Source organism: Paenibacillus artemisiicola (assembly GCF_017652985.1).
Taxonomy (GTDB): Bacteria; Bacillota; Bacilli; order Paenibacillales; family Paenibacillaceae; genus Paenibacillus_Z; species Paenibacillus_Z artemisiicola.
Genome location: NZ_JAGGDJ010000010.1, coordinates 121,766 through 148,552, shown reverse-complemented (window position 1 = coordinate 148,552; position 26,787 = coordinate 121,766). Strand labels below are relative to the sequence as shown.

Sequence of the window (26,787 nt, the reverse complement as noted above, 5' to 3'; positions counted from 1 at the left end):
GGCGCTGGCCGGGAATTAACCGCAACCCCGCTTTCTTCCTAGTGTACAGGAAGGCTCCCCGATTGCCTACCTGCCGGGCTCAAAGGCTAACAGCCAAAGACCTTCCGGCTGCCGGAAGGTCTTCGGCTGTTTCGATTTGCTGTTTCGATTTGCTTTTTCGATTTGAGATTTCGATTTGCTGTTTCGTTAGCTGTTTCGATTTGCTGTTTCTATTTTTCGCGCCGCGGCCCGATCGCGCGAATCGCCGCGTTATCCGCCCATCCCGCTTACCCTTTGACGCTGCCTAACCGAATGCCCGTCACGAAATATTTTTGCAAATACGGGTACACCAGCAGCACGGGAATGACCGCCACGATCATCTGCGCGGACTTGATCGACCGGTCGTTCAGCTTTGCCAGCCGCTTCGCTTCTTCCGGCGACATCGTGTTGAAGTCGAACTTGATGACGATCGACTGCAAATACGTCTGCAGCGGATAGTGGTTGACCTTCATATAGATCATGCCGTCGAACCAGGCATTCCAATGCCCGACGATGCAGAAGAGCGCGACCGTCGCGATGGCCGGCAGCGAGACGGGCACGTAGATCCGCCACAGCGTCCGCCAGTGGCCCGCCCCGTCGATGAACGCCGCGTCCTCGAGCTCGGCCGGCACCTCCCGGAAGAAGTTCAGCAGCAGCACGATGTTGAATACGCCGACCGCGCCCGGGAGCACCAAGGCCCCAAGCGTATCCAGCAAGTGCAGCTCCTTGACCAAAATGTAATTCGGAATGAGGCCGCCGTTGAACAGCATCGTGAAGAAGAAAATCCATACGTATACGGTTCGCATCCGCAGCTTGCCCTCCGTCTTGGACAGCGGGTACGCGAGCAGGATCACCAGCAGCACGTTAAGCGTCGCCCCGATCGCGACCCGTCCGAGCGTCGTGCCGAACGCCTGCCAGAACGCTTCTCGCTGCAGCACGTACCTGTACGGGTCGAGCGTGAAATGCACCGGCCACAGCTTGACGAGCCCGCCCATGACGGCGGCTTTGTCGCTGAAGGACAGCGATACGATATGCACGAACGGGATCAGGCAGACGACGGAGGTCAGCGTGAGCGCGAACAGATTGAAGACGTGGAAGACGCGTGTACCGGGGGACGCTTTCGCATGCATGGCTCGCGCCTCCTTCCTTAGAAGAATCGATATTTGAACAGCTTATACGCCAAATAATACGATACGGTGATGAGCACGAACGAGACGCCCGACTTGAGCAATCCGACGCCCGCGGAGATGCTGTACTGAGATTGCAGAAGACCGAGGCGGTAGATCATCGTGTCGATGATGTCGCCGGATTCGTATACCTGCGGGCTGTACAGATTGAAAATCTGATCGAAGCCGGCGTCGAAGATGCCGCCCAGGCTCAGCACCATTAACAACACGATGATCATGCGCATGCCCGGAAGCGTCACGTGCCACGTTTGCCGCCAGCGGCCCGCGCCGTCCACGGCCGCGGCCTCGTAGAGCGTCAGATCGATGCTCGTGATCGCCGCCAAATAAATGACGCTGTTGAACCCGAAATTTTTCCAGACGTCGGAGACGACCATCGTGTACGGAAACCACCCGTTCTCGCCCAGGAAATAAACGGGTCCGAGTCCGAACCAAGAGAGCGCGACGTTCGCGAGTCCCGTCGACGGGGACAGGACGTCGATCATGATGCCGCTCAAAATGATCCACGAGAGAAAATACGGAAAATAAATGATCGTCTGCGTGATCCGCTTGAACAGCGCCCGCTTCACCTCGTTCAACAGCAGGGCGAAGACGATCGGCACGAGCATGCCCAGGACGATCTTCATCAGGGCGATGAAGACCGTATTGCCGATGACCCGCCAAATGTTCGGCATGGCGAAGATCGTGCGGAAATTATCGAGCCCGACCCAGCGCTGGTCCCCGAACAACCCTTTTACCGGATTGAATTGCTGAAACGCGATGATGACGCCCGTCATCGGCACGTAGGCGAAGATCAGCAGCAGTACGAGACCCGGCACCAGCATGAGATGAAGCGGAAGCTCGCGGCGGGCGCCGTAACGTTTGAACATCCGGAATTCTCCTTTCCCCGCGGAGGTTCGCGCCGCGGCCGGATTATTGCGGCGCATTCACTTCTTCGACGACCTGCTTGCCGCCAAGCTTGTTCCAGCTGTCCACGAACTTGTCGAAGCCGGACGCCACGTCCTCCTTGCCTTGAATCATGGCCGTCATCGCCGTCGCTTCCAGCTCGCCCATCGAGCTCCAGCTGCCGACCATCGTCGGCGTCGGCGCGCCGCTGTACGCGCTCCAAATCACGTCGTCCGGATACGATTGATCCACGAAAGCGAACGGCGTATCCGTCGGGCCGAACATCATGGACATGCCGACGACTCCGTCCTGCATCGACTTGTAGAAGCCTTTCGCCACGCCCCTCAGCTGATCCGTCGCGTTGTCGGCCACCGCTTGCTTGATGTCTTGATGCCCGACGAGATCGAGCGACGGCATGAGGGCATGGACGGGACCCATGTTCCAGAGCGAATCGATGTCGCCGTCCGACCAAAACTCCTCGAACCGGTTCGTCTCGCCGAACATCGTGTCGACGTACAGATTGAGCATCTCGACGATCAGCTCGGGATGCGGGAAGTTCTTGTTCGCGATGAGATACCCGTCCGTCGCGTTGTCCAGCGGAATATGGACGGGATTGCCGCCCTCGCCGGGGAGCGGGATCGCGATCCACTTGGCGTTCTTGTCGTTCTCGGACGTCTTCTCGACGCTGTAGGCCAGCCAGTGCGGACCGTAGAACATGCCCATTTTGCCCGCGACCGCGCTTTCCATCTCCTTGCTTTCGTCCTTCGTGCCGAACTCCTTGTCGAGCAGGCCTTCCTTGTACATGCGCGCCAGCAGCTCCAGCGGCTGCTTCATCTCCGGAAGCACCGTTCCGTACTGCGCCTTGCCGCCGGCGTCCTGCAGCCAGAAGTCGGGATACGCGCCGAAGCCCCAGAACAAGCCTCTCGTGGAATACAGCACGTCCTTGTTGAGGCCGAGTCCGATCGTGTCCGCTTTGCCGTTGCCGTCCGGATCCTGCTTCGCGAACGCCTGCGCGACCGCGTACACGTCGTCCATCGTCTTCGGCCGCTCCAGGTTCAGCTTCTTCAGCCAATCTTCCCGGATCCACAGATGGCTGTACCCGTTGGTGGACGGCATCTTCTGGGGGATGCCGTAGATTTTGCCGCCGAACGTGACCGGATCGAAGATGCTCTTCGTCTCGGCTTCAATGATGCTCTTCAAGAGCGGCGACGCGTATTTGTCGTAGACCGGCCCCATGTCGGCAATCGCTCCGCCTTCGGCCAGCTGCTTCAAGTCCGCCTTGTCGTTGACGGGAAAAATATCGGGCAGGTCGCCCGACGTTATTGCCAGCTTCAGCTGCGTGTTGTAGTCCGCGTACGGGTACATCATTTTGTAATGCGTCACGACCCCGAGCTTCTCTTTGTACAAGCGCGTCCACCGGTTGTCCTCCCAGGTCTCGCCGGTCTTCTTCTGCAGCTTCGCCATAAACTCGGCGTTCGGATCCGCCCCGCTGCCGAATTGAACGTCGATCGTGCCGCTGTCCGCGCCCGCGTTGCCGGTCTGGTTCGCCCCGTTTCCGTTGTCCCCGGCGTTGTTCCCGCCGTCGTTCCCCCCGCTGCACGCCGCCGTGCCGATCATGAGCGCCGCTGCCAGCAGCGACATAACCGCTTGTTTCCTGCGCATGGCCATTGCCCCTTCCCCCGATTGAAAATAATGACGATCAGGCGAAACCGATTCCGCCGCCCTCGATTGACAGCGCTGTCATAACGACATCCGCCGCTTCTTCCGCATCTTCACCCTCCCTCTCGAATCGATCGGGATTATCATACACCAATCCATTTGCATATACAATTGGTATACAATTTATATACGATAAATATTTTCACTTAGGAAATGACAATCTTCTCCCGCAGGAATGGTCGATAAGGACCTTAAAATAAGGGCGATTTTATTGTATACATTTTGTATGTATATTTAATACAAAGTACTCTTGAATCCACTGTTCAACGGTCCGCAGCCCTGCGGTTGCGGGCACATAGAAAAAACACCTCGCCCGTCGGCTTCGTCAGCCGACGGGCGAGGTGTTTGATAAGGACCGCATTCTTCTCGGTTTCCGTTCTTCCGTTCCTTACCGCTTGCCGTTATGGTTCGTCAATCGGAATCAGCAGTTCGACCTGCTCCTCTTCCAAATGCTCGTCAATATAAAAGATTTCGAGGGAAACGGCGTTCTCCCGCTTCGCCAGCTTCTCTTCGTTCATCCAGGCCGTCAGCTGCTCGTAGCCTTCGCCGATCCGTTTGTTCGTGCAGACGGACATGGCGTACGTCCGCTGCGGAATCGTGAATTGCACCATGCCCGGAGGCACCTGCTCCAAATGGGGGACCTCGAAGCATGCCCAATACGTCGCGAATACTTCGTTGCCGAAATACGGGCTGTACAGGACGGTCGTCTTCACGTCGCCTTCGATTTCGTGTTTTCTGGAGAGAAACTCACTCTGCAGATGAATGGCTTCGTCCGGAAACGTGGAATACGGACCGCAATAACTGATGCCGACCATATTCATCGCCGGCTTGGTAATCGTGGAGCAATTATTCATCGCGAATGACCTCCCGCAAACAATTTCGCTGCTAAAAGGTTGACCCGATATCAGTGTACCATGTCTTTCCATCCGTTGGAATGGATTTATTGCGAAGCCGCCGGATTTCGCGGAGCCGCGGCACGCAAAAGCCGCGCCGCCCTTCGCGGGGCGGCGCGGCTTGCGGACCGGCAACGGATTACCGTCTGATCGAGCCGTGCGGATCGATGACGAACTTCTTCGAGACGCCTTGGTCGAACGCCCCGTATGCGGCCGGCGCTTCGTCCAGCGATATGAGCGTGGCGTTGACCGCCTTGGCGATTTGGGCCCGGCCGCTCAGAATCGCGCTCATCAGCTCGCGGTTGTACTGCATGACCGGCGTCTGGCCGGTCACGAACGTATGGGACTTCGCCCAGCCGAGGCCGAAGCGGATCTTCAGCGTGCCGATCTTCGCGTCCGCGTCGACGGCACCGGGGTCGCCCGTCACGTACAGGCCCGGAATGCCGAGCCGGCCGCCTGCGCGCGTCACTTCCATGATGGAGTTCAGCACCGTCGCCGGCGCCTCCCCGTGCCCCTTGCCATGGCCGTGCGCTTCGAAGCCGACGCAGTCGACGGCGCAGTCCACCTCGGGCACGCCGAGAATCTGTTCGATCTGCTCTCCCAGGTTCGGATGCTCGCGCAGGTTGACGGTCTCGCAGCCGAAGCTTCTCGCCTGCGCCAGCCGCTCGGCGTTCAGATCGCCGACGATGACGACCGAGGCGCCCAGCAGCTGCGCGGAATGCGCGGCGGCCAGGCCGACCGGGCCCGCGCCCGCTATGTATACCGTCGAGCCTGGCTTCACGCCCGCGCTGACCGCGCCGTGATAGCCGGTCGGGAAGATGTCCGACAGCATCGTGAGATCGAGAATTTTTTCCAACGCCCGGTCTTTATCCGGGAATTTCAGCAGCTGGAAGTCCGCGTATGGCACCATGACGTATTCGGATTGGCCGCCGACCCAGCCGCCCATGTCCACGTAGCCGTAGGCGGAGCCGGGACGGTCCGGATTGACGTTCTCGCATACGTTCGTGTTGCGTTCCTTGCAGTTCCGGCACCGGCCGCACGCGATGTTGAACGGCACGGAGACGAGATCGCCCTTCTTGATGAATTCCACGTCGCGGCCGACTTCGATGACCTCGCCCGTGATCTCGTGCCCGAGCACCAATCCGCTCGGCGCGGTCGTACGGCCGCGTACCATGTGCTGGTCGCTGCCGCAAATGTTCGTCGTAATGACTTTCAGAATGACGCCATGTTCGCATTTTCTACCGACGTTGAGCGGATTCACGCCCGGACCGTCGCGCAAGATCAGCTCCGGGTACGAAATGTCGCGCACCTCGACCTTGCCGGGCTCCACATAGACTACCGCACGATTTCCTGCCATAGGATCAGCCACTCCCTTAATCATGGATTAGATGAGGACAAGCAGTCACTTCTTCATTGTAATCGCTTGCAAGGGGAAAAGCTATCCATGATTTGGGCCGGATACGCCAACCGCGGGCGCGTTACAGGCCGAAACGCGACCGGATGGCAAGCGCGGTCTCTTCGGGGCTGAGCCCGGTGTTGTCGATCCGCACGTAATTCGGACGGGCAATTTCGCCGGGATTCGAGTTCAGCCGGTACAGGTCCAGGCTCCCGAGCAGCTCCTGCTCCGACTTCGCGACGTCCCGCTTCGTCGGCTTGTGCGCCAACCGGTTCGGCGTCCGGTTACGATCCAGCCTCGATTCGAGCGCCGCTTCCAGCTCGACGAAGAACATCTCTCCGCCGGCCTCTTCGACGATGCGGCAAATCCGGTCCACGTAGTCCCAATCCTCCTGTTCGTTGAACGCCCAGACGTACGTGAAGATCATCCCCTCCATGTCGCTGGCCGCCGCCGCTTGGAAGATTTCCATCCGAATCAGGTTCGTCAGCCGCCAAGCCTCCGCGCTGAAACCAAAGTAAGGGTAGACGAGCTCGATCGCCATGTGATTATGAAACAACTTCAAGCCCGTGATTTTCTCGAGCTCTTGGCCGACCGTCATTTTGCCGACGGCTTGCGGTCCGAACACCAGCACGAATTTCATCGGTATCCCCTCCCAATTTGGAAGATTATACCTCTAACGACGCGAATCGGACAAGAGGAGACCACAAAAAACCGGCCGCGCGATCCGCGCAGCCGGCGGTTTCGATTCCGCTTGACCCGTTATCGGTTGCAGTACGCGACGACGTCCGCATAAGGGAGCTCGCCGCCGAAAATATCGAGCGCGCTGCCGACCGTAATGTCCAGCTTGCCCCGGGATAACGCGCGGAACTGCTCCAGATCCGCGAACGAGCGCGCGCCGCCCGCGTACGTCGTCGGAATTGTGACGCCCTCCGCCAGCTGCTCGACGAGACTGCCGAGTATCCCGGTCCGCTTGCCCTCGACGTCGACGGCGTGCACGAGGTATTCGTCGCAGTACGCCTCCAGCTCGCGCAGATGCTCCTTGTTCACGACGAATCGGCTGAACGTCTTCCATTGGTTCGTCACGACGCGCCATTCGCCGTCCAGCTGCTTGCAGCTGAGGTCGATGACGAGCCGCTCCTTGCCGACCTCGGCAACGATCCGCCGCAGGTTGTCCATGTCGAGCTCGCCGTCGCGGAAGATGTACGAGGTGACGATGACATGCGACGCGCCCGCCTCAAGATACCGCGCGGCGTTGTCCGCGCGGATGCCGCCGCCGATCTGCAGGCCGCCCGGGTAGGCCCGAAGCGCCGCCAGCGCGGCCTCTTCATTGCCGGGGCCGAGCATGATGACATGGCCGCCCTTCAGCCCGTCTCGCCGGAACATCTCCGAATAATAGGCGGAATCGTGCGCGGAGACGAAGTTCTCCACCACTTGCTTCTTGCTGTCGCCGAGCGTTTCGCCCACGATTTGTTTGACTTTGCCGTTGTGCAGGTCAATGCATGGCCTGAATTTCATCGCTGTTCCTCTTCCCTTGAAATGATGGCGTCCAGCTCGAAGAGCGCATGGATCGTATAGTCGGGCGCAATGGCGGCGTCCGCGGGCTTGCGGCCGGGATTGTAATGGCAGAAGTCGATTCCCGCCGCGCGGGCGCCTTCGTAATCGTCCTTCAGGTTGTCGCCGACGAACAGAATGTCCGCCCGCGGCACGCCGAGCGAAGCTACGGCCCGGTCGAAGATCAGCCTGTCCGGCTTCGCGGCGCCGACCTCGTCCGATACGAACACATGAGGAAAATAATGCAGGATGCCCCCGGTCGCCAGCCGCTTGCGCTGCGCTTCCCCGATTCCGTTCGACACGATGCCGAGCGCATAGGCGCCGTGAAGCCGCGGGAGCAGCTCCGGCGTGCCGTCCATGAAACGGCAGGACGAACAAAACAGCTCCCAGTACGCCGCCGCGAGCTCCGCGGCCGGCACGCCGTCGTGCCCCAGCTGCGCCAGCGTATCGCGGAACGAATATTCCAGCACCTGCGAGATATGCAGGTTCCGCGCCATCCGTTCGCTCCAATACGTCCAATTGATCGGAGCGAACGCCGCCCGGAACGCTTCCCAGAGGAACCCTTCGCGATCCGGCAGCCCGAAGCGGCGAATCGCGCCTTGCATCGATTCCCGTTCGCTGGCGTCGTAATCGAGCAGCGTATTGTCGAGGTCGAACAAGATCGCCTTGTAGGCCTTCATGCGGACACCCGCTTTCGTATGAGCTGCAGCGTCGCGTACCCGAGCAGCGCGCCCAGCGTATTCAGCAAAATATCGTCGATATCGAAGCTGCCGCGCTGCAGCAGCAGCTGGAAGGTCTCGAGCAGGAACAGCACGCAGACGAAGAACGCCGTGAACGAGAACAGCCGCAGCCGGAACAAGTACGGAAGCGACAGGCCGAACGGCGCGAACACCGCGACGTTGCCGACGATGTTCACGGCCCAATACGCAGGCCGGAAGCTGTCCGCATGAACGAAGTACAGCCGGATCGTATGCAGCGGCATGACATTGTAGTTATAACCGGGCAGCTGCGGATTCGTCCGTCCGAAGCCGATGAACATCCAATAGAAGAGCAGCAAGGCGTAAGCCGCCGTAATGAGCGCAATCGCTTTTTTCATGGTTCCCGTCAGCCCCTCCGATCCCCGCGGCCCATGAACGAGGCGCGAGTGATAGATCGCTTCCGTGAGACTAGGCGCGCTTGCGCGGCAAATACGCCCGTCCCTCTTCCAACTATGGCTATTCCGCGCGCCGGCGTTTCATGCCAGACGGCGAAGCAATCGCGCGAATGAAGGCAAGATTCAGTTCAATATTTTCTGCAGGCAGACCAAATCCAGCCAACGGTCGAATTTGTAGGCGATTTCCACGTAATGCGACACCTGCTTGTAGCCGAGCTTCGTGAAGAGCGCGACGCTGCTTTCGTTCTCCGTGCAGATGGTCGCGATAAGCGAATGGAAGCCGAGCTCCCGCGCCGTTTCTTCAAGGAACGCCATCGCTTCCCGGCCGATTCCTTTGCCGGTGAACGCCGGCTCGAGATAGATCGTCATTTCCCCGGTGACGTTGAACGCGGGACGCTTCTTGTGCTGCGTCAGCATGATATAGCCCGCGTATTCCCCTTCATGGAGGACGACGTACGACCGGTAGATGTCGGACAACGGCTCGATCAGCGCTTTCATTTGCTCCGGCGTGTAGGGATGTAAATCGAACGATACGGTCGTATGGGCGACAAAATGATTATACGTTCCGCGCACCTGCTCCAAATACCGTTCTTCGTACGGCACAAACGCCGTTCTGTTCGACATTGCTGCACCTCTTGGCTCCTAGGATTGGCAAAACGGGCAGACGGCCGCCCTGCGGCTCTGCCTGCCCGTCGCTTGGTTCGGCTTGAACGCGCGCCTGCGCGGCTATTCCCAGCGTTCGATGCTGAATACCTTGAACGCGTTCGTGGCGGGATGCTGCGTGACGGTGTAGATCCATTGGTATTCGTTGACCGTCGATTTGCCCTCGGGATAATAAATGCCGATCTTCTCGACGATGTAAAACTTGTATTCGCCGTTGATTTTTTGGATGTTCATGATCTGGAAGCGGATCAGCTTCTCCTTGATGTTCAAGCCGCTGAGATGGCGGACGAGGTTATCCTGCTCCTTGTACAGCGGTCCTTCCGGGTCGAGCAACCCCGCCACCAGCGAGAAGCGGTTCTTGTTGATCGCTTCGACCATCGATTCTTCGTAGGCGTTCATGACGTCGGTAGCGCCCGTCGAATCTCTATAATCAATCTGTTCGCCCGAGACGGGATCCTGCGGTGGGGTATCCTCGCTCGCCGAACAGGCGTTCAGCAGCACGGCCAGACATAGCAGCACGCCGAGCATCGCTATTCTGTACATTCGCTTAATCTCCCGTCTTTATGAAATGCATCCGTCCCCGCCCCGGACGAACCGTTCGTAGATGACGATCGGTTTGCCGTCGGGCAGGACGGCGGGTTTGACCTCCGCGGCGCCTTGACTGCGCCAAAACGCGTGCGCGGGCGCGTTGCCCGCCAGCACGCCGAGCCGGTGGACGGTCACGCCGCGGTCGCGCATCAAAGCGTCGAACCAGGCCAGCGCCCGTTTCCCGTATCCCCTGCCGTGGCTTTGCGACCGGATCACGAGCAGTCCGATCCACGCGCAGGCATCGTTCGGATTGATCATCAGAAATTCAAGGACGCCGACGGGCTCTCCGTCCGCGAAAAGGACGTACCGCTCCGCGCCGGCGGCCTCGGCATCCCGATGTTCCGCTTCAACGTCCGCGGCCGTCAGCCGCTCTTTATCCTTGGACAAGCGGTTAAAATACGGATTGGCGTTCAAAATCGCCAGCTCCGCCGCGATCAGCCCGCGCGACGCGCGTCTGAAGGATAGCTCCATGGCTGCACGCTTCCTTTCGAATGCCGGATCCAAAGGTGCGTCTTTTACTTTACGCCTTTTACGCCTTCTATTTTACGCCTTTTATCTTACCATGAAACCCGAACCCGCATAAATGCCTGAGAAAAGGTTAATGTTCGCCGCGGCGCCGGCTACCGCTCCGACCAGGACGGATTCAGCAGCACCATATGGACGTGATCCTCCCACGCGCCGTGGATGCGCAGATACTCGCTCGCCACGCCCTCGCTGCGAAAGCCGAGCCGTTCGACCACCTTCAAGGAAGCCGCGTTCCGGGGCATGACGTTGGCTTCGATCCGGTGCAGGTTGAGCCGCTCGAACGCGAACGCCGCGGCATGCGAGACGGCCTCGGTCATATAGCCCTTGTTGCGGTGCAGCAAATCCATCCGGTACCCGAGATGGCAGGACTGGAAGGCCCCGCGCACGATATTGGAGAGCGACACCGTGCCGACGATGTCCCCGTCCGGGTCTTCGGCGGTCGTCAGCCAAAACCGTACGCTGTGCCCGCCGTCCATGCTCTGCAGTTCCTGCCGGATCAGCTGCCGCTGCGTCTCCTGCGTGTAATACGTCTCGTCGCGGTCGGGCTCCCATTCGGCCAGCGCTTCCCGGTTGCGTTTCACGAACGCCAGTACCCGCGCGGCATACGATTCGTCGACGACTTGCATGACGAGGCGCTTCGTCCGCAGCTTCAGACGATGCATTTCATGGATTGGCATCATGGTTCGTTCTCCGTTCGTTTGTAAGTTCGCGCTTCTCCGATCGCGGCGGATGCCGCGTTACAGCAAGCGCGATAGCGCGTATAGCCCGAAGCCGGCGAGCAGCAGCCCCGACAGCCGGTTAATCTGCCGCATGGCGGCGGGCTTGAGCGTCCGGCGCAAGGCACCGACGGTCAGGCTGAGCCCGAGCCACCAGCACGCCGAACCCGCGAAGATGCCGCCCACGAGCGTCAGCAGCCGGAAGGCGGAAGCATCCACGACGTTGAGCCCGGCGAAAATGCCCAAAAACGACAGGATCGTCGCCGGGTTCGCGATCGTCAGCGCGAACGTCGTCCAATAGGCGCCGGCCAGACTGCCGCTCCTTCCCGCTGCCCCGGCGCCGTCCGCGCCGGAGCGGAACGTTCGCCAGCCGAGGTAACAAAGAAACAAGCCGCCGGCGGCCGACACGGCGTCCTGCGCGGCCAGCAGCCATGCCGTCGCCGCGTCGAAGCCGAACGCGGCAGCGAGCCCGTAAAGTCCGTCGGCCGTCGCCGCGCCCAGTCCGGACGCCAGCCCGTAACGCCGGCCCTGGTTCAAGGCGCGCTTCATGCATAAGAGGCCGATCGGCCCTACGGGGGCCGCGATCGATAAGCCGATCAGCATGCCTTTCGCTGCGATTATCATCTATCCAATCCCCGCTTCTCGGCCGTTGCGCGGGCATGCGCCGCCGGGCCGGATTTCCCCCATGCTTGCCTCGCGTACGGACATCCCGTTCCCGGGTCGTTTCCCCGGTAGCGAATGCCCAAATCTCCGCGACGCGGGCGGATGTCCAATCCGCTTTTACCTTTTTTCATACAATACAGTATACCGGGTGCCGAGAACAACACGACATATATGAAGCCGGCGCCGGAAATACCTTTCAAGGGAGGCATTCGCATGTCCGGTGCATTGGGATTCGGAGGAAGTTTCGTAGGCGTGATTCTGGTACTGTTCATTCTGCTGGTCATCGTATCCCGCGGAGTTCTGGTCTAACTCACACGATCCTCTAGCCGATAATGATAAAACCGTCGAGGGTTTCCTTCGACGGTTTTTCATGTTGCCGCGGCCCGGCAACCGGACCGAGATTCCGCGCGCGGCGACCCGCGGGATGCGCGTCCCGCGGTCTCAAGCGAGCGCGAATTCGCGCAGCGCGTGCGCGACGCCGTCTTCTTCGTTCGAACGGGTCAGCGCGTTCGCCGCCGCCTTGACCGCTTCCGGCGAGTTGGCGACCGCCACGCCCATGCCCGCGAACGTCAGCATGCCCACATCGTTGAAATAGTTGCCGATCGCCATGACGCGGCTCTGGTCGATCCCTCTCAAGCTCGCAAGCTGCCGCAAGGCGTGGCCCTTGCTCGCGTCCTTATGCTGCACGTCGATGAAATAATCGCCGCTGCGGATATGCTGCAGCCCGTGCGTCCACGCGTTCCACTCCGCCTCGACGGCATCGAGCTGCGCGATGGCGCCGAACAGCGTAAACTTGACGAGCCCTTCCGGCAGCGGCGCGTTCGGATCGCGCAGGACGGGACGGGCGCCGTAGAGGCCGTACATTTTCTCCGCGTCCGGCGTCAAGTCCTCGATCCACATTTCGAACGGCGTGTTCAGATCGAAATGCAGCTTGCCCTGCAGGCAGTAATCCCGGAAACGCGCCACCTCCGCGGGATCGATGCTGAATTGGTGCAGCACGCGGCGGCTGGCCGAGTCGACCGTGGCGGCGCCGTTATGCGTGATCATCGTGCCCGCGAGGCCCAGCTCCTCCAGAACGGGCATCGCGTTGACCGGCCCTCTTCCCGTGCAGAGCACGATTTCGGCCCCGCGCCGATGCGCTTCGCGCACGGCGTCCCGCACGGCCGCGGTCAGGATGTGGCTGTCGTTGAGCAGCGTCCCGTCGATGTCGAGCGCGATCAAATCAAAGTTGATGTTTCCCATGGCAGTAGGTCTCTCCCGTCTCCTGGTTGGTCTCTGTCTCTGTCTCTCTGATGGTTATCTATGTAGGTTGCGCGTTGCGGCCGGCTCCGGCGTGCGCGGTCAAGAGTTCGTCCAGCTCCGCCTCCGTAAGCGGGCGGTAGTCGCCGAGCTTCAGGGACTCGTCCAACCGGAGCGGTCCCATGGAGACCCGCTTCAAGTAGACGACCTGCTTGCCGACCGCTTCGAACATCCGTTTCACTTGATGAAACTTGCCTTCGCGGATCGTGAGCCGGATCCGGCTGTGAATTCCGTCCGGCCGCGATTCCTTGTCCCCGATCGTCAATTCGGCGGGCATCGTCTCGTAGCCGTCGTCGAGCGTCACGCCTCGCTTGAACGCCGCTTGATCGTCGGCATCCACGTCGCCGCGCACGACCGCCTCGTACGTCTTCGGGACATGCTTGCGCGGCGACAGCAGTTCGTGCGCCAGCTTGCCGTCGTTCGTCAGCAGCAGCAGCCCCTCCGTGTCCTTGTCGAGCCGGCCGACCGGGAACGGCTCCAGGATCCGGTCATCGGGATCGAGCAAATCGATCACCGTGCGGTCCCGCGCGTCTTCCGTCGCCGAGACGACCCCCTGCGGCTTGTTCAGCATGACGTAGATCGTCTCGCGGTACACGACCGCCTCGCCGTCGAACTTAACGTCCGCCGCCTCCGGATCCAGCGTCATGCCGAAGTCCTTCGCCGTCTTGCCGTCCACCGTCACGCGGCCTTGCTTCACCGCGCGCTTCACTTCGCTGCGCGTGCCGAAGCCCATATTCGCCAGCAGCTTGTCCAGCCGCATCCGTTTCGCCATCCGTCGTTCAACTCCCTCGTTCATTGTACCTTAAAGCCGCGGCCAGACCAACCCTGCGGGCCTCTGCGGCGAGAACCTCAAGCGCGTCCGCGATGACAAAAAACCGCCGACGCATCCGGTCCCGTCGCGGGGTTCCGAATCCATCGGCGGCCGTCGCGGTCCCGCCCGGGCCAGGCGGCTGTCCGCTACTCGTCGCGGCCGAGCCGTTCCGAAGGCGGCAGCGCGGCGAGCGCGTCCGCCAGCGTCCGAAGCGACCCGTCCGTCACGCGCAGGCGGAACGGCCGGAATGCCGGCGCCGGCGCCGCGGAACTACCGGCGCCTTCCACGTACGGCCTCAGCCTCGCCAGGCTGTCCGCGATGTCGGCGCGCAGCCGCCCCAGGTCGAGGCCCGACGTCTCGTCCGGATAAGCCGCGAGCTTGTTCTCCGCCTGGGCGAACAGCTTCGCCGCGCCGGAGAAGTTGTCGTTGCGCCAATGATGGAGACCCACCGCGGCTTGCAGCAGCCCTTGGTACAGCGTGCTCCGGCCTTCCTCCAGCCACAGCTCTTCCATGACTTCGTGGCATTCGAAATAATCCTCGTCGACGTTGAACAGCACGACGAAGCGGACGAATTTCTCGTCGTACGGAGGCGCCGAAGCCATTCAGTTCGACCCGCCCTTCTTCGCGCGCTGGATCGCCGACTTGATCTCGTCGGACAGCATGCGGATCGCGAACGCGTCTTCCTTCTCCCACACTTCGTTGAACTTCAGCTGGAACTGAACCGCCTCGCGGACGCGCCGGAAGAAGTACAGCTCCTGAATGTCGCTCAGCACGCTCGAGTACATGTTGGATTTCTCTTCGAAATCCCGCTGCGCGTCCAAGATCTCGTTGCGGATGCTCGACATCTCGGTATCGAGCTGCGAAGCCGCCTCCGCCGCTTTCTTCAGCCGGTCGCGCACGTCCTCCGGCAGGCTTTCTTTATACTTATAGTTCAGCGAGTGCTCGATCGTCGCCCAAAAATTCATCGCCAGCGTCCGGATTTGGATTTCCGCCAGCACGTTTTTGAGCCCGATGGCCGTCTGAACGGGATATTCGACGATCATATGATAGCTGCGGTACCCGCTGTCCTTGAAATTCGTAATATAGTCTTTCTCATAAACCAGCTTCAGATCCTTGCGCGAACGAATGAGCGCCGCGACCCGGTGAATGTCGTCGACGAATTGGCACATGATGCGGATGCCCGCGATATCCTCGATGCCGGTATCGATCTTTTCCATCGGCACCGACAGCCGCTTGGCCTTCTCCAAAATACTCGAAATTTTCTTGACCCGCCCCGTGACGAACTCGATCGGCGCGTACGCTTCCCGATTCTTCAGTTCGGTCCGGAGCGTCTTCAATTTGACCTTCAATTCTTCCACTGCCTGTTCATATGGCTGCAAAAATAGTCCCCAGTCTCTTCCGTCCATCCGGCCGCCTCCTGTCTAAGACCGATGATCTGCTCCAATGGCCTCCACGATCGATGTATAACCGTCTTTCTTCAATAAAGCCTTGAGTCCTTCCGTCAGTTCGCGGAGCAGCTCCGGCCCTCTGTAGATGAGCGCCGTATAAATTTCTACAAGACTTGCACCCGCGCGAATTTTATCGTATGCATCCGATGCCGTAAAGATGCCGCCGGAGCCAATAATGGGCAGCCGTCCGCCCGTCAGCCGGTACACCTCGCGCACGATTTCCGTCGAACGCTCGCGAAGCGGCTTGCCGCTCAGGCCGCCGGTTTCTTTGGCGTTCGGATGGCGGAGACCGTCGCGGCCGATCGTCGTGTTGGTGGCGATGATGCCGTCCACGCCGCTCGCGACGATCGTCTCCGCGGTATACCCGAGCTGATCCGCGCTCATGTCCGGCGCGATCTTGACCAGCACCGGCTTGCGGGCCGCCCCGCTCTTCGCCGCCTGCGCGCCGCTCTCCTCCATGACCGCCGACAAGAGCAGCTTGAGCTCGTCCCCGTGCTGGAGCGCTCGCAGGTCCGGCGTGTTCGGCGAGCTGATGTTGACGACGAAAAAGTCGCCGTATGTATAAAGCTGCCTCAAGCAGGCCCGGTAATCCTCGTGGGCGAGCTCGTTCGGCGTCGTTTTGTTCTTGCCGATATTGACGGCGATCGGAATGCGGTGCCGGCCCAACCGGCCGAGCCGCTCCGCCATCGCGGCGGCGCCGTCGTTGTTGAAGCCCATCCGGTTGACGAGCGCTTCGTCGCTCGGCAGGCGGAACAGCCGCGGCTGCTCGTTGCCAGCTTGTCCCTTCGGGGTCACCGTGCCGACCTCCGCGAACCCGAAGCCGATGTTGGCGAACATGTCGACGGCCTTCGCGTTCTTGTCCAGTCCCGCCGCGAGGCCGACCGGATGCGGGAAGCGCAGCCCGAACAGGCTCGTCTCCAGCTCCTTCGCTTCGGCTACCCCGTACATCGCGCGCATCACCGCGGGAACGCCGGGCACCCGCCGCGCCGTATGCAGCCCGTCGATCACCATGTGATGGGCTTTCTCGGCGTCCATGCGGAAGAAATAAGGCTTGGCAATTTTCGTGTACAACAAGTCGAAGTCACTCCGTTCTGCGTCTTAAGCTCTATCGAACAGTTTATCAAGTCGGGGGCGAAAAAGAAAGAGTAACGCCCGCTTTGCGCCCTGCCGCCGCGCCTTTCGCGCCGCGCGAAGCGGTTGTTTCGGCGCCGGAAAACGATTACAATAAGGGCATATTCCTATTTCCCGAGAAAGGTTGATCCGCATGAGCCACGCCAGAAAGAAACCGCCCGTCATGAAAACGAAACAAAAGGAAGAGGTCAACAAGAAAGCGCTCATCTGGATCGGATCGGTCTTCGTCGTCACCGTCGCCGTCATGGCCGTTCTTCTTATTGTGGACCAGTAAGCGGTCCGGTTAATCAAGCCATACGTACACGACGGCGGGGTTCGTCTCGTCCTCGGCCGGCCGCAGGCGGAAACGCCCCGCGGCCGGCGCGGAGGCAGCGGGAAGTACGCCGCTTTTTATCGCGACCCTCGTCCCCAAGGGCACGAGGTCGTACAATTCCTCGATATCCTGCCGCGCCATCCGGATGCAGCCGTGCGACTCGTCCTTGCCGATGCTGTCCCCGTCGTTCGTGCCGTGAATCGCGTATGCCGTATCCGACAGCGCCATGCCGCGGGTGCCGAACTCGCCGGGGGTCCGCCCTCTCGGACTGCGCACCTTCTCGCTAATGACGAAACCGCCTTCCGGCGTCTTCGCCCCGCCGAGCCCGACGGGATAGCTGCGGACGATGACGTCGCCGCTGACGACGGCGAGCCGGTGCGCGTCCTTGTCGACGATGATCGCGAGCGGTCCGGCCGGCAGCGGCGCCGGAGACGGCGCCGCGCCGGCGGCGGGGGCTGCGCTCTTCGCGGCGTCGCCGCCTTCAGGCGCGTCTGAAGCGGCGTTCGCCTCCCCGTTAGCCGGGTCCGCGCTCGCCGCGGCTTCCTCCTTCATTGCCCGAATCAGCGGCGCGAACATGGCTTGCATTTCCTTCGTAGTCCCCGACAGCGTATTGTCCGGATACGGCTGGACCAGGTCGGCGAGCGATGCCGGCCAACGCTTCGTTCGCTCCCGGTAATGCGAGATCGCGCTCGCGAGCGTCCAGGTCAATTCCTGCCGCGCGCTCCACCGCGCGTAGATCGCCCGCGCGGCCGAAGCGTCAGCCGGCTCGCAGGCGCACGCTTTCGCGTCGAGCATCGCGACCTCTGCGTCGCCGCGGCTCTGCCGCGCCGTCTGCGCCAGCAGGCGCGTCTTCCCCGTCCACAGGCGCCAAGCGCCGGCCGGCTCAAGCGCGACGCCCAAGCCCTCCCGCGGCGCGGCTCCGCCGAGCAGCGCGCCGAGCGCCTGGCCGAGCAAGCCGCCCTCGCCGGCGGCCGGCTTGACGACGACGACCTCCGGGCCGGCCGGAGCGGCGGCTTGACCCGGCCCCGGCGCCGATCCCGCGGCGAGCGTCCCCGCTTCCGCGGCCACGTCCGCGGGATCGGCCTCGTCCTTCGGGCCGCCCGGCGAGATGGCCAGCATCAGCGCCAGCAGAATCGCGGCCGCCCCGCCCGTCCGCAGCGCCAGGAAGCGGCGGCCGCGCTTGCGGTTCCAGGCGGCGATCATTTGTTTCGGCTCGTTCGCGAGCGGATGCTGCTTGCGCTCGTACGCGTCGTAGATGCTGCCGGACTGCAGGAAGCAGTAGTTCGCCTTCGCTTCCTTGCCCTCTTGCATGTACTGCTTGCCCAGCAAATACCAGGCCATGCGGTTATTTGGATGGTTTTGCACGTAGCGCTTCAGGTAATTCATATCGTCGTGGATATCCATTCGCGGCCCTCCTGCTTGGGGTTCATCAGCTTCTATATCGGCAAAAGAGCCGCCCGGATAATATCCGCACGGTTCTTTCCACCGAAATAGGCGCCTTGTGCGCGTCGGATTCCGTCTCCATCTCGCCGGCCCGGCTCCGCCGGCACGACGCCGAGCGCAACCGCCTTCGCATATGACCCCCCATTCCTCGCGCATTGAAAACTCCCGCTTATTCTAGCGGAGCTGCACAAGAATCGGTAAATGCCAATATCACATCAGTAGAACGATCTCCCCCCTCAAACGAGAAAGATCCCATCCCCTGTCGTAACAGGAAACGGGATCTCCGGCCGCTCTATGCGGTTCATGCTCTATTAGTTATTGAAAGCCGTGTCTGCGATTTTGATGGAGTCCGTCGGGCAACCGTCCGCCGCATCTTGCAGATCGTCGTACAAGTCTTCCGGAATTTCGGTATTGCCGTGGTTACCGTCGTTGCCGAAAATAACCTCTGCCAAGCCTTCGTCGTCGTAGTCGTAAATGTCCGGTGCCGTTGCCCCGCATGCTCCGCAAGCAATGCACGTATCTTTCTCAACCCAAGTAAACTTCGACATCGTGGTTCCCTCCTATTAATGGTAAGTTTCAAAAACTTACGGAAGTGCTTTCATTTCCCAAGTATACAACCTTCAATCATCACTATATAACATATGCTCGTCCCTTTGCAAGGATGTCCCGCGAATTCGTTTATTGCGAATTAACGCGGACGGATCGTCTCCGAGCATGCCCGCGGTGAGCACCGCATCCTCTCCGAATTTGTCCCGCAGCTTGTCCATCGCGCGCGTCAGCGCCTCCTTCTTCGGCTGTTCCCCATAGCTGAACAAGTCCAGCTGCACGGCCGTTTCCGCTTGCAGCGATAGATTCTGAAGCGTGATGCCGAGCAGGCGCGCCGGCTCTCCGCGCTTCCAATGCTTATCGAACAGCTTGCACGCCTCGCGGTGGATGTCGGAAGCGGCGTCCGTCGGGGCCGTCAGCGTGACCGAGCGGTTGATCGTCGTCATGTCCGGCCGCCGGATGACGATTTGAATGGTCGACGCCATCATTTTCTGTTGGCGCATCCGCCGGCCGGTTTGGTCCGCCAGATTGAGCAGGATGCGGTGGGCCTCGTCGGGATCCGTCACGTCCCTCGGCAGCGTCGTCGTATGGCCGATCGACTTGTTCCGCTCGCGCTCCGCGTTGACCGGCGCGTAATCGTAGCCGTGCGACGCCGCCTTCATCCAGGAGCCGACGACGCCGAAATGCTTGACGAGCATCGCCTCTTCGGCCGCGGCGAGCTGCCCGATCGTGCGGATGTTCAGCTTCGTCAGCTTGTCCGCCGTCTTGCGCCCGATGCCGAAGAGCGTGTCGCACGGCTTGCTCCAGAGCAGCTCCGGCACGTCGCGGATGCGCAGCACGGTGAAGCCGTTCGGCTTCTGCATGTCGGACGCCATCTTGGCCAGCAGCTTGTTCGGGGCGACGCCGATCGAACAGGGCAAGTTCCATTCCGTTCGGATTCGCTGCTGAATGTCCCGCGCGATCTGCAGCGGCTCGCCGAAGGCCGACGAGCCCGTAATATCGAGGTAGCATTCGTCGATCGACACGGCCTCCACGAGCGGCGTGTACTGCCTCGCGATCGACATGAAGCCGCGGGAGTACGTCCGGTACAGGTTGAAATCGGGCTTGATCAGGATCAGATCCGGGCAGCGCCGCTGTCCTTCGCGCACCGTCATGCCCGTCTTGACGCCTTGCGCGCGCGCCGCGTACGACGACGTCACGATGATTCCCCGCCGCTGCTCCACGCTGCCGGCGACCGCCGTCGCCTTTCCTTTATATAAGTGCGGCTCCTCCGCTTCATGGACGGAGCAATAGAAGGCGTTCATGTCCAAATGAAGAATGACCCGGCGTTTGGGAGGCGCCGTTTCCCGCTCCTTCGTCATCGCGGCATTCATCCTTCCCGGTTGGAATAAGGCGATCATATGATCGTACGTCCAGCATACCAATCGTCCCGCCGGAACGTCAACCTGCCTGCCCGCAAGCCTCTCCTGCGAACGTTTACGCGCCCTTCTTCTAATGGTATAATAATAAAATTATGATTGCTTTAAAGGGATAAAGGAAGGGGGCTTCTACATTCATGGGAAACACGATCTCCATATTCGACACGACGCTTCGTGACGGTACGCAGGGAGAGGGCATCAGTCTTTCCGCAGAAGATAAAATCAAAATCGCCCAAAAGCTCGATTTGTTAGGCGTTCATTATATTGAAGGCGGAAATCCGGGCAGCAACAGCAAGGACATCGAATTCTTCCAGCGGGCGAAAGGCTTGCGGCTGAACGCCAAGCTGACCGCCTTCGGCAGCACGCGGCGCAAGAACAGCACCGCCGAACAGGACAGCAGCCTGGTGCGCATCGTGGAATCCGGCGTTCCGGCCGCCACGCTCGTCGGCAAGTCGTGGGACTTTCACGTACATACGGCGCTGCAGACGACGCTCGAAGAGAACCTGGCGATGATCTACGACTCTTTCGCGTACCTGAAGCAGAAGGGCGTGGAAGCGATCTTCGACGCGGAGCATTTCTTCGACGGGTACAAGCACAATCCGGACTACGCGCTGGCCGTGCTGCGCAAAGCCCATGAAGCCGGCGCCGACTGGATCGTCCTGTGCGATACGAACGGCGGCACGCTGCCTTCGGAGGTTCATGCGATCGTCTCCCGCGTCGCGGCGGAGATCGGCTCTCCGATCGGCATCCATACCCATAACGACTGCGAGCTCGCCGTCGCCAACACGCTGGCCGCCGTGCAAGCGGGCGCGCGGCAGGTGCAGGGCACGATCAATGGCTACGGCGAACGGTGCGGCAACGCCAATCTCTGCTCGATCATCCCGACGCTTCAATTAAAGATGGATTACCGCTGCGTCAGCGACGAGCAGCTTCATTCGCTGACCCAGACGGCGCGGTACATCAGCGAAATCGCGAACGTGCACATGCCGGTCGCCCAGCCGTACGTCGGGAACGCCGCGTTCGCCCACAAGGGCGGCATTCACGTGTCCGCGATCTTGAAGGATTCCAAGACGTACGAGCATATCCGGCCGGAGCTGGTCGGCAACAAGCAGCGGGTGCTCGTCTCCGAGCTCGCGGGACAAAGCAACATCATCTCCAAGGCGCAGGAGCTCGGCCTCGACATCAACGCGAACAACGAGAAGACGAAGCGCATCATGGAGCGGATCAAGGATCTCGAGCATCAAGGCTATCAATTCGAAGGCGCCGATGCGTCCCTCGAGCTGCTGCTTCGCGACGCGTTCGGCGAAATGAAGGAAATCTTCAAGCTGGAATCGCTCAAGATGCTCGTCGAGAAGACGAACGGCCACGCGATGAACGCCGAAGCCATCGTCAAAGTGAACGTCGACGGACAACCCGTCTACATGGCGGCCGAAGGCAACGGTCCGGTCAACGCGCTTAACAACGCCCTGCGCAAGGCGTTGGAGCAATTCTACCCGAGCATCAACGATTTCCACTTGTCCGATTATAAGGTCCGCGTGATCGACGAGAAGGACGCGACGGCCGCCAAGGTTCGCGTGCTGATGGAGACGACCGATTTCAAGAGCACGTGGAGCACGGTCGGCGTCTCGAGCAACGTCATCGAAGCGAGCTGGGAAGCGCTCGTGGACAGCATCCGTTACGCCTTGCTCACCAAGAACAAAATCGAAATGCTAGACGAACCCCGGGAAGAGCTCGGGCTCATTAATCATTAACCGCACCGGACGCAAAAAGCCGGAGCCCTTGGGCTCCGGCTTTTTTATGTCCCGGTCTGGTCACGTGCTCGAACCGGCTTTCTGCCCGCTTTCGGCATCCAGCCATTTGTCGATGAAGCCCTGCCACTTCGCCTTCGTAATGACGCCTTCGACCCGCTCCCGGACGATGCCGTTGCTGTCGATCAGCAGGCTGATCGGGAAGGAATTGACTTTATACAGCTTCTGGGCGTCGCCGTCGCGGTCCATCAGGATCGGGAAGGACAGCTTCTGCTGGTCGACGAATTCGCGGGCTTGGCGTTCCTTGTCGACGCTCGTGGCGTTAATGCCGAGAATTTGCAGCTTGCCCGCGTATTTCTTCGACAACGCCTGCAGATCGGGCGCTTCCATCTCGCACGGATAGCACCAGGACGCCCAGAAATTGACGAGCGTCAGCTGCTCCTTCTTCCCGCCGATGGCGACCGGCTCCTCCTTCAGGTCGGGGAGGCTGAGCGTCGGCGCCGTGTACCCCGGCTTCGGAAGCATGTCGGACGAAGCGGCAAGCGCGTCGTCGTGCTTGCCTTTATTTTGATAGACTGCGGCACCTGCCAAAACCAGCACGATGACGAGCAATACGATCGATCGTTTCATGATGCGCCTTCTTTCACCAAATTTGTCGATTGCGATGCCTGGGCACGCTCCCTCCATGTTACCATGTTCAGGAATGGAAGCTCAAGTTCGGGGGCACATTAACCGTCGAGACCGCAAGGTCATCCTCTAGCGCTTGGAGGCATTCATCGCATGAACGGTTCAACGAAATCGCGCGGGGCGGGAAGCAAGCCCGGCAAACTGCGCACGGCGTCTTCGGACAGCGGCTCGGCTTCGTCCGCGAAAGGTCAAAGCAAGGGCAAAGGCGGCGGCAAATGGCTGGAATACGCCGCGCTCGCCACGGTACCGCTCGTGCTCGTGCTTGGCAATTCCATGCTCGTGCCGATTTTGCCCGACATGGAGAAGCACATGCACATCTCGACGTTTCAGGCCAGCCTCGTCATTACGTTATTTTCCGTCGCCGCCGGTCTCATTATACCGCTTTCCGGTTACTTGTCCGACCGCTACTCGCGCAAAGCCGTCATTCTGATATCGCTGGCCGTGTACGGCATCGCGGGAATCGGGGCGGGCATCGCCGCGGTCATGAATTCATACGGCTTCCTGATCGCCGCCCGGGCGCTTCAAGGCATCGGAGCCGCCGGCACGTCGCCGATCGCGATGGCGCTCGTCGGCGACAAATACAAGGACGGCGCGGAGAGCGAGGCGCTCGGGCTGATCGAAGCCTCCAACGGCGCCGGCAAGGTCGTCAGTCCGATCATCGGATCGCTGCTCGCCTTGATTATGTGGTATATGCCGCTGTTCGCGTTCCCGGTCTTCTGCGCCGGTTCGTTCTTCGCCATGATGTTCCTCATTCAGGAAGCGCCGAAGGACGGAAAGTCCGAACCGCTGCCGCTCGGGCAATACGTCAAGGACATCGGCAAGCTCTTCAAGGAGAAGGGCCGCTGGCTGATCGGCGCCTTCGTCTCGGGCTCCCTCGGCCTGTTCATCCTGTTCGGCGTGCTCTTCCGCCTCTCCGACCTGCTCGAGAAGGCGCCTTATCGCGTCGACGGCGTCGCCAAAGGCGGCGTGCTGGCGATCCCGCTCCTGTTCCTGGTCATCACCGCCTACGTAACGGGACGCAAGATCAAGAACAACGGCAAGCTGATGCGCGCCCTTATGCTCATCGGCTTGGCCGTCATGAGCGCGTCCCTCGCGGCCGCCGCGCTGTGGCATCGCAATATTTACCTGCTGATCGGGTTCGCCTCGCTCAGCAGCTTGGGAACCGGCCTGCTGCTGCCGTGCCTGAACACGCTCATTACCGGCGCCGTCGACCGGCAGCACCGCGGCATGGTCACGTCGCTTTACAGCAGCCTCCGCTTCCTCGGCGTCGCCTTCGGGCCGCCCTTGTTCGGCTGGATCGCCGGCTATTCGGACGCGCTGCTGTACGGCATCGTCGCGGGCTTATCCGTCTGCGCGCTGCTGCTCATCGTCTTCCTCGTCCATCCGCCGAAGCAGGCCGGAGACGCGGCGACGGCCAAGTAAACGCTCCTTCCGCCCAATCGGAGACGGCGCTTGCCGGACACGGCGACACGGCATCTGTCCGCTTGTTCCTAACAACGTCGATGGTCGTTTCCCGCTTTCTGCGCTATACTGATGGCATTCGACATGCCTGCGGACTAGAAGCGCAGAAGGAGAACAAACATGAATGACATACCGTTGAAGGCGGAATTGACGTCTGAAGCCTATCAGGCCTTATTCGCGCTGACCATGGACGCGCTGCCCCATGAAGCTTGCGGCGTACTAACCGGGCATCGACAGCCTGGACATGGACTGGCCGGACATCGCTTGGCCGAGATCGGCAGTCCCGCTCCCGCGCAGGCTGCGGCGGACGTTCTTCGCGTCACCGGCGTCCTGCCCGTCAAGAACGCGGCCGCTCGCCCGGAGACGCAATTCGCGTTCGATCCGCATGACTGGGTCCGCGCGGTCTACGACATGCAAAAAAACCGACAATCGCTTGTCGGTTTCTTTCATTCCCATCCCGGTTCCCCGCCCGTGCCCAGCAAGGCCGATCATGCCGGATTTCCGTTCGCCGCCGTCGAACACGGGAGCGGAACGTCGTATTGGATTCTGTCGCCGGACGCGCTCGGCCGGACGCTGGCCATCCGGACGTATTGGGTGCGCGGCGAATCGTTCCTGCCCTTAATGCTTGCTCAAATACGCGTATAAGTCCCCTAGCGTCGCGACGTTCCGGTCCAGCATCCGGCGCAAATAATGCAGCCAGAGTTGGGCCGTCATGCGGGAATCCTCGAGCGCGTGATGACGGCGCGTGATTTCGATGCCGTTCTGCTCCAGCAGGTCGTCCAGGCCGTAGCCGGCAAGCTCGGGCTCCAGCCATTTCGCGACCATAATCGTATCGAGCACCCGATGCGTCAGATTCACCTTGGACGTCCGCCAGAGCGCGCTGTTCAAAAACTGTTTGTCATGCCCGCTCGCGTGCGCGATGAGCAGCCGTTTGCCGACGAATTCCATGAAATCGTGCAGCACCTGCATCAGGTCGGGGGCGTCCGACGCCATGTCGTTCGTAATGCCGGTCAATTCCGTGATATGCTTCGGCACTCTCCGCTTCGGATTGACCAGGCTGTAAAACGACTGCTCCTCCACGATCCGATTTCCCCGCAGCAGCACCGCGCCGAACGATAGGATCTCGTCCCCGTTCGTCGGGTAAAATCCGGTCGTCTCCAAGTCGAACACCACGACCTCCATCTCGTCCAGGAGCTGATCCATGATGGAATCCTTCCGTTGCTCCTTGGACATGGAGCGGATAAACGCCATCTGCTGCGCGTTTTGCGCGCCCATCATCGAAGCCAATGCCGGCGTGAGTCCGCCCATTTTGTACAGATGCCACATTCGGCCTACGCCTTTTTGCTCCTTCATGCTACTCCCCTCCGGAATGCTCAGAACCTGCCGGACGCCCGCCTCCGCACGTATTTCTGCAGCTTCTTGACGACGCGAAGCCCCGTCTTCAGTTCCTCGATGAGTTCTTTGGTCAGAAGCGCGCCGGAAAGCTTGCCGTTATTCGTATAGAAGCCGCCCTCGAGCTTGGACGTCGTCATGAGCCGCAGGCGCAAAAACAAGCGGAACGCCTCGGCGTACGCGCCGCCGTCTTCGTCCGAGAACACGCCGGCGCGCGTCAGCTCGCCGATGCGGGCCAGCGTCGACGCGCGCTCCACGTCGGCCTGAATCGCGAGCAGCCGAACGGCGTTCACCATCGGTATATACGCGCCGTATTTCAGGTCCAGACTGCCCGCATCTTCCCCGTAATGCTCCTTGAACAGCTGCCCGAAGACGCCGACGAGCGCTTTATGCCGCATCGTGTTGTTCAGCATGCGTTCGACGATTTCGGGATGAAGCGCCTTGTTCGCGTAGAAATGGGCCTTCAGCGCCTCCCCCGGTCCCGCCGCGCCGGCAACGATCCGGCTGTCGGCGACAATGAGCAAATAGCGCACGCGCTCCCAGTCCGGTTCCCCGATCCAGAGATCCAGTTTGGCCTTCCAAGCCGACAAGGACTGACACCATAGCGGATTAGCGCTGACAACCTCGCCTTCGCAGGGCGGGTATCCCAGCTCCTGCAGCATCGCGACGACCGACCGGGCTAATTCGCCGAAATAGTCCGCCGCTGCCTCCAACCGCGATTCGTCGGGCGGATCCTCGTAAACGAGCCCGCTGTCCTGATCGCTCGTCAACGTTTGTTCCCCTCTGCCTCCGCTGCCGAATAATAAATAAGCGTATGGCACGGGAGGAGGACCGTGCCCCTTCCGGACCATCCGCGCTTCCGAGAGCGCGACCGCGCGCCGAATGAAGGCGTCGTGAACCTCGTTCAGCTCCGCGTTGAAGGTTTCGATCGGTTGCTCGGACAGCAGCTTCTCCATATGCGCGTGGATCTGATCCCGCAAGCTGCGCAGCGCCGCCGCTTCGTTCGTCGCCTCGATGCGCGCGAGCAGCTTCGCACGGACCGGGTCGTTCATGCTGCGTTCACCTCGATTTGTGGATATCCGGAATAACGCGCGCACCGCCGGCTGTCGTCGGCGGTGCGAACGTGCGATGCTTCT

Annotated in this window: 28 protein-coding genes; 3 read left to right on the top strand and 25 right to left on the bottom strand. The window is 61.0% G+C overall.

Going from position 1 to position 26,787, the window contains the following annotated elements:
• Positions 1–266 precede the first annotated feature (266 nt).
• The 22 genes from I8J29_RS15310 to I8J29_RS15205 form a co-directional block, all read right to left on the bottom strand.
• Complete coding sequence (locus I8J29_RS15310; protein WP_208848407.1) at positions 267–1,148, bottom strand: carbohydrate ABC transporter permease; 882 nt, start codon at positions 1,146–1,148, stop codon at positions 267–269.
• Between the two features lie 17 nt (positions 1,149–1,165).
• Positions 1,166–2,071, bottom strand: a complete 906-nt coding sequence (locus I8J29_RS15305; RefSeq protein WP_208848406.1) for an ABC transporter permease — start codon at positions 2,069–2,071, stop codon at positions 1,166–1,168.
• A 43-nt stretch (positions 2,072–2,114) separates the two neighbouring features.
• Positions 2,115–3,749: an extracellular solute-binding protein gene (locus I8J29_RS15300; RefSeq protein ID WP_208848405.1), complete on the bottom strand. Its 1,635-nt coding sequence runs from the start codon at positions 3,747–3,749 to the stop codon at positions 2,115–2,117.
• 458 nt (positions 3,750–4,207) lie between these two features.
• Entirely contained in the window at positions 4,208–4,660 is a 453-nt protein-coding gene (locus I8J29_RS15295; protein WP_090635523.1) for a GyrI-like domain-containing protein, read from the bottom strand.
• Positions 4,661–4,838: 178 nt separating this feature from the next.
• Positions 4,839–6,056, bottom strand: a complete 1,218-nt coding sequence (gene fdhA / locus I8J29_RS15290; protein WP_208848404.1) for a formaldehyde dehydrogenase, glutathione-independent — start codon at positions 6,054–6,056, stop codon at positions 4,839–4,841.
• Between the two features lie 121 nt (positions 6,057–6,177).
• A complete protein-coding gene (locus I8J29_RS15285; RefSeq protein ID WP_208848403.1) occupies positions 6,178–6,735 on the bottom strand; it encodes an AAA family ATPase in 558 nt (185 codons plus the stop codon).
• A gap of 119 nt (positions 6,736–6,854) precedes the next feature.
• A complete protein-coding gene (gene hisA, locus I8J29_RS15280) occupies positions 6,855–7,610 on the bottom strand; it encodes a phosphoribosylformimino-5-aminoimidazole carboxamide ribotide isomerase (RefSeq protein WP_208848402.1) in 756 nt (251 codons plus the stop codon).
• Positions 7,607–8,326 carry an HAD family hydrolase gene (locus tag I8J29_RS15275; RefSeq protein ID WP_208848401.1) on the bottom strand — a complete coding sequence of 240 codons (720 nt, stop codon included), beginning with the start codon at positions 8,324–8,326 and terminating at the stop codon, positions 7,607–7,609. The genes hisA and I8J29_RS15275 overlap by 4 nt, the downstream gene beginning before the upstream one ends.
• Positions 8,323–8,742 carry a VanZ family protein gene (locus I8J29_RS15270; protein ID WP_208848400.1) on the bottom strand — a complete coding sequence of 140 codons (420 nt, stop codon included), beginning with the start codon at positions 8,740–8,742 and terminating at the stop codon, positions 8,323–8,325. Before I8J29_RS15270 ends, I8J29_RS15275 begins: the two co-directional genes overlap by 4 nt.
• Positions 8,743–8,922: 180 nt before the next feature.
• Positions 8,923–9,423, bottom strand: coding sequence for a GNAT family N-acetyltransferase (locus I8J29_RS15265; RefSeq protein WP_208848399.1), 501 nt, complete (start codon positions 9,421–9,423; stop codon positions 8,923–8,925).
• A gap of 102 nt (positions 9,424–9,525) precedes the next feature.
• Entirely contained in the window at positions 9,526–10,005 is a 480-nt protein-coding gene (locus I8J29_RS15260; RefSeq protein ID WP_090635511.1) for a TcaA NTF2-like domain-containing protein, read from the bottom strand.
• 18 nt (positions 10,006–10,023) lie between these two features.
• Positions 10,024–10,521: a GNAT family N-acetyltransferase gene (locus tag I8J29_RS15255; RefSeq protein WP_208848398.1), complete on the bottom strand. Its 498-nt coding sequence runs from the start codon at positions 10,519–10,521 to the stop codon at positions 10,024–10,026.
• 149 nt (positions 10,522–10,670) lie between these two features.
• A complete protein-coding gene (locus tag I8J29_RS15250; RefSeq protein WP_240546215.1) occupies positions 10,671–11,255 on the bottom strand; it encodes a GNAT family N-acetyltransferase in 585 nt (194 codons plus the stop codon).
• Between the two features lie 57 nt (positions 11,256–11,312).
• The gene (locus tag I8J29_RS15245; RefSeq protein WP_208848397.1) at positions 11,313–11,915 is read right to left on the bottom strand and encodes a LysE family translocator; all 603 of its coding nucleotides are present in this window, start codon (positions 11,913–11,915) and stop codon (positions 11,313–11,315) included.
• 480 nt (positions 11,916–12,395) lie between these two features.
• Complete coding sequence (locus tag I8J29_RS15240; protein WP_240546214.1) at positions 12,396–13,196, bottom strand: Cof-type HAD-IIB family hydrolase; 801 nt, start codon at positions 13,194–13,196, stop codon at positions 12,396–12,398.
• A 58-nt stretch (positions 13,197–13,254) separates the two neighbouring features.
• Positions 13,255–14,025 (bottom strand): pseudouridine synthase, encoded by a 771-nt coding sequence (locus I8J29_RS15235; RefSeq protein ID WP_208848396.1) that lies wholly within the window; start codon positions 14,023–14,025, stop codon positions 13,255–13,257.
• A gap of 185 nt (positions 14,026–14,210) precedes the next feature.
• A complete protein-coding gene (locus tag I8J29_RS15230) occupies positions 14,211–14,666 on the bottom strand; it encodes a DUF309 domain-containing protein (protein ID WP_208848395.1) in 456 nt (151 codons plus the stop codon).
• Entirely contained in the window at positions 14,667–15,470 is an 804-nt protein-coding gene (gene yjbM / locus I8J29_RS15225; protein ID WP_090635501.1) for a GTP diphosphokinase, read from the bottom strand. It lies immediately after the preceding gene.
• A gap of 15 nt (positions 15,471–15,485) precedes the next feature.
• Positions 15,486–16,586 carry a quinone-dependent dihydroorotate dehydrogenase gene (locus I8J29_RS15220; RefSeq protein WP_208848394.1) on the bottom strand — a complete coding sequence of 367 codons (1,101 nt, stop codon included), beginning with the start codon at positions 16,584–16,586 and terminating at the stop codon, positions 15,486–15,488.
• Between the two features lie 340 nt (positions 16,587–16,926).
• Positions 16,927–18,360 (bottom strand): L,D-transpeptidase, encoded by a 1,434-nt coding sequence (locus tag I8J29_RS15215; RefSeq protein WP_208848393.1) that lies wholly within the window; start codon positions 18,358–18,360, stop codon positions 16,927–16,929.
• Positions 18,361–18,710: 350 nt separating this feature from the next.
• Positions 18,711–18,947, bottom strand: a complete 237-nt coding sequence (locus I8J29_RS15210) for a ferredoxin (protein WP_090635496.1) — start codon at positions 18,945–18,947, stop codon at positions 18,711–18,713.
• A gap of 72 nt (positions 18,948–19,019) precedes the next feature.
• Complete coding sequence (locus I8J29_RS15205; RefSeq protein WP_208848392.1) at positions 19,020–20,306, bottom strand: DNA polymerase IV; 1,287 nt, start codon at positions 20,304–20,306, stop codon at positions 19,020–19,022.
• Between the two features lie 194 nt (positions 20,307–20,500).
• Here I8J29_RS15205 and cimA point away from each other — a divergent pair, with 194 nt between their 5' ends.
• A complete protein-coding gene (gene cimA / locus I8J29_RS15200; RefSeq protein WP_208848391.1) occupies positions 20,501–22,114 on the top strand; it encodes a citramalate synthase in 1,614 nt (537 codons plus the stop codon).
• Positions 22,115–22,174: 60 nt separating this feature from the next.
• Here cimA and I8J29_RS15195 read toward each other — a convergent pair whose 3' ends face one another.
• Positions 22,175–22,741 (bottom strand): TlpA family protein disulfide reductase, encoded by a 567-nt coding sequence (locus I8J29_RS15195; protein WP_208848390.1) that lies wholly within the window; start codon positions 22,739–22,741, stop codon positions 22,175–22,177.
• A gap of 150 nt (positions 22,742–22,891) precedes the next feature.
• Between I8J29_RS15195 and I8J29_RS15190 the strand changes: the two genes are divergently transcribed.
• Entirely contained in the window at positions 22,892–24,220 is a 1,329-nt protein-coding gene (locus tag I8J29_RS15190) for an MFS transporter (protein ID WP_208848389.1), read from the top strand.
• 159 nt (positions 24,221–24,379) lie between these two features.
• A complete protein-coding gene (locus I8J29_RS15185) occupies positions 24,380–24,904 on the top strand; it encodes a M67 family metallopeptidase (RefSeq protein WP_208848388.1) in 525 nt (174 codons plus the stop codon).
• Here the strand turns inward: I8J29_RS15185 and I8J29_RS15180 are convergent.
• Complete coding sequence (locus I8J29_RS15180; protein ID WP_208848387.1) at positions 24,878–25,612, bottom strand: exonuclease domain-containing protein; 735 nt, start codon at positions 25,610–25,612, stop codon at positions 24,878–24,880. The two genes, I8J29_RS15185 and I8J29_RS15180, sit on opposite strands and share 27 nt — an antisense overlap.
• Before the next feature lie 20 nt (positions 25,613–25,632).
• A complete protein-coding gene (locus tag I8J29_RS15175) occupies positions 25,633–26,703 on the bottom strand; it encodes a DUF294 nucleotidyltransferase-like domain-containing protein (protein ID WP_208848386.1) in 1,071 nt (356 codons plus the stop codon).
• Between the last annotated feature and the right edge of the window lie 84 nt (positions 26,704–26,787).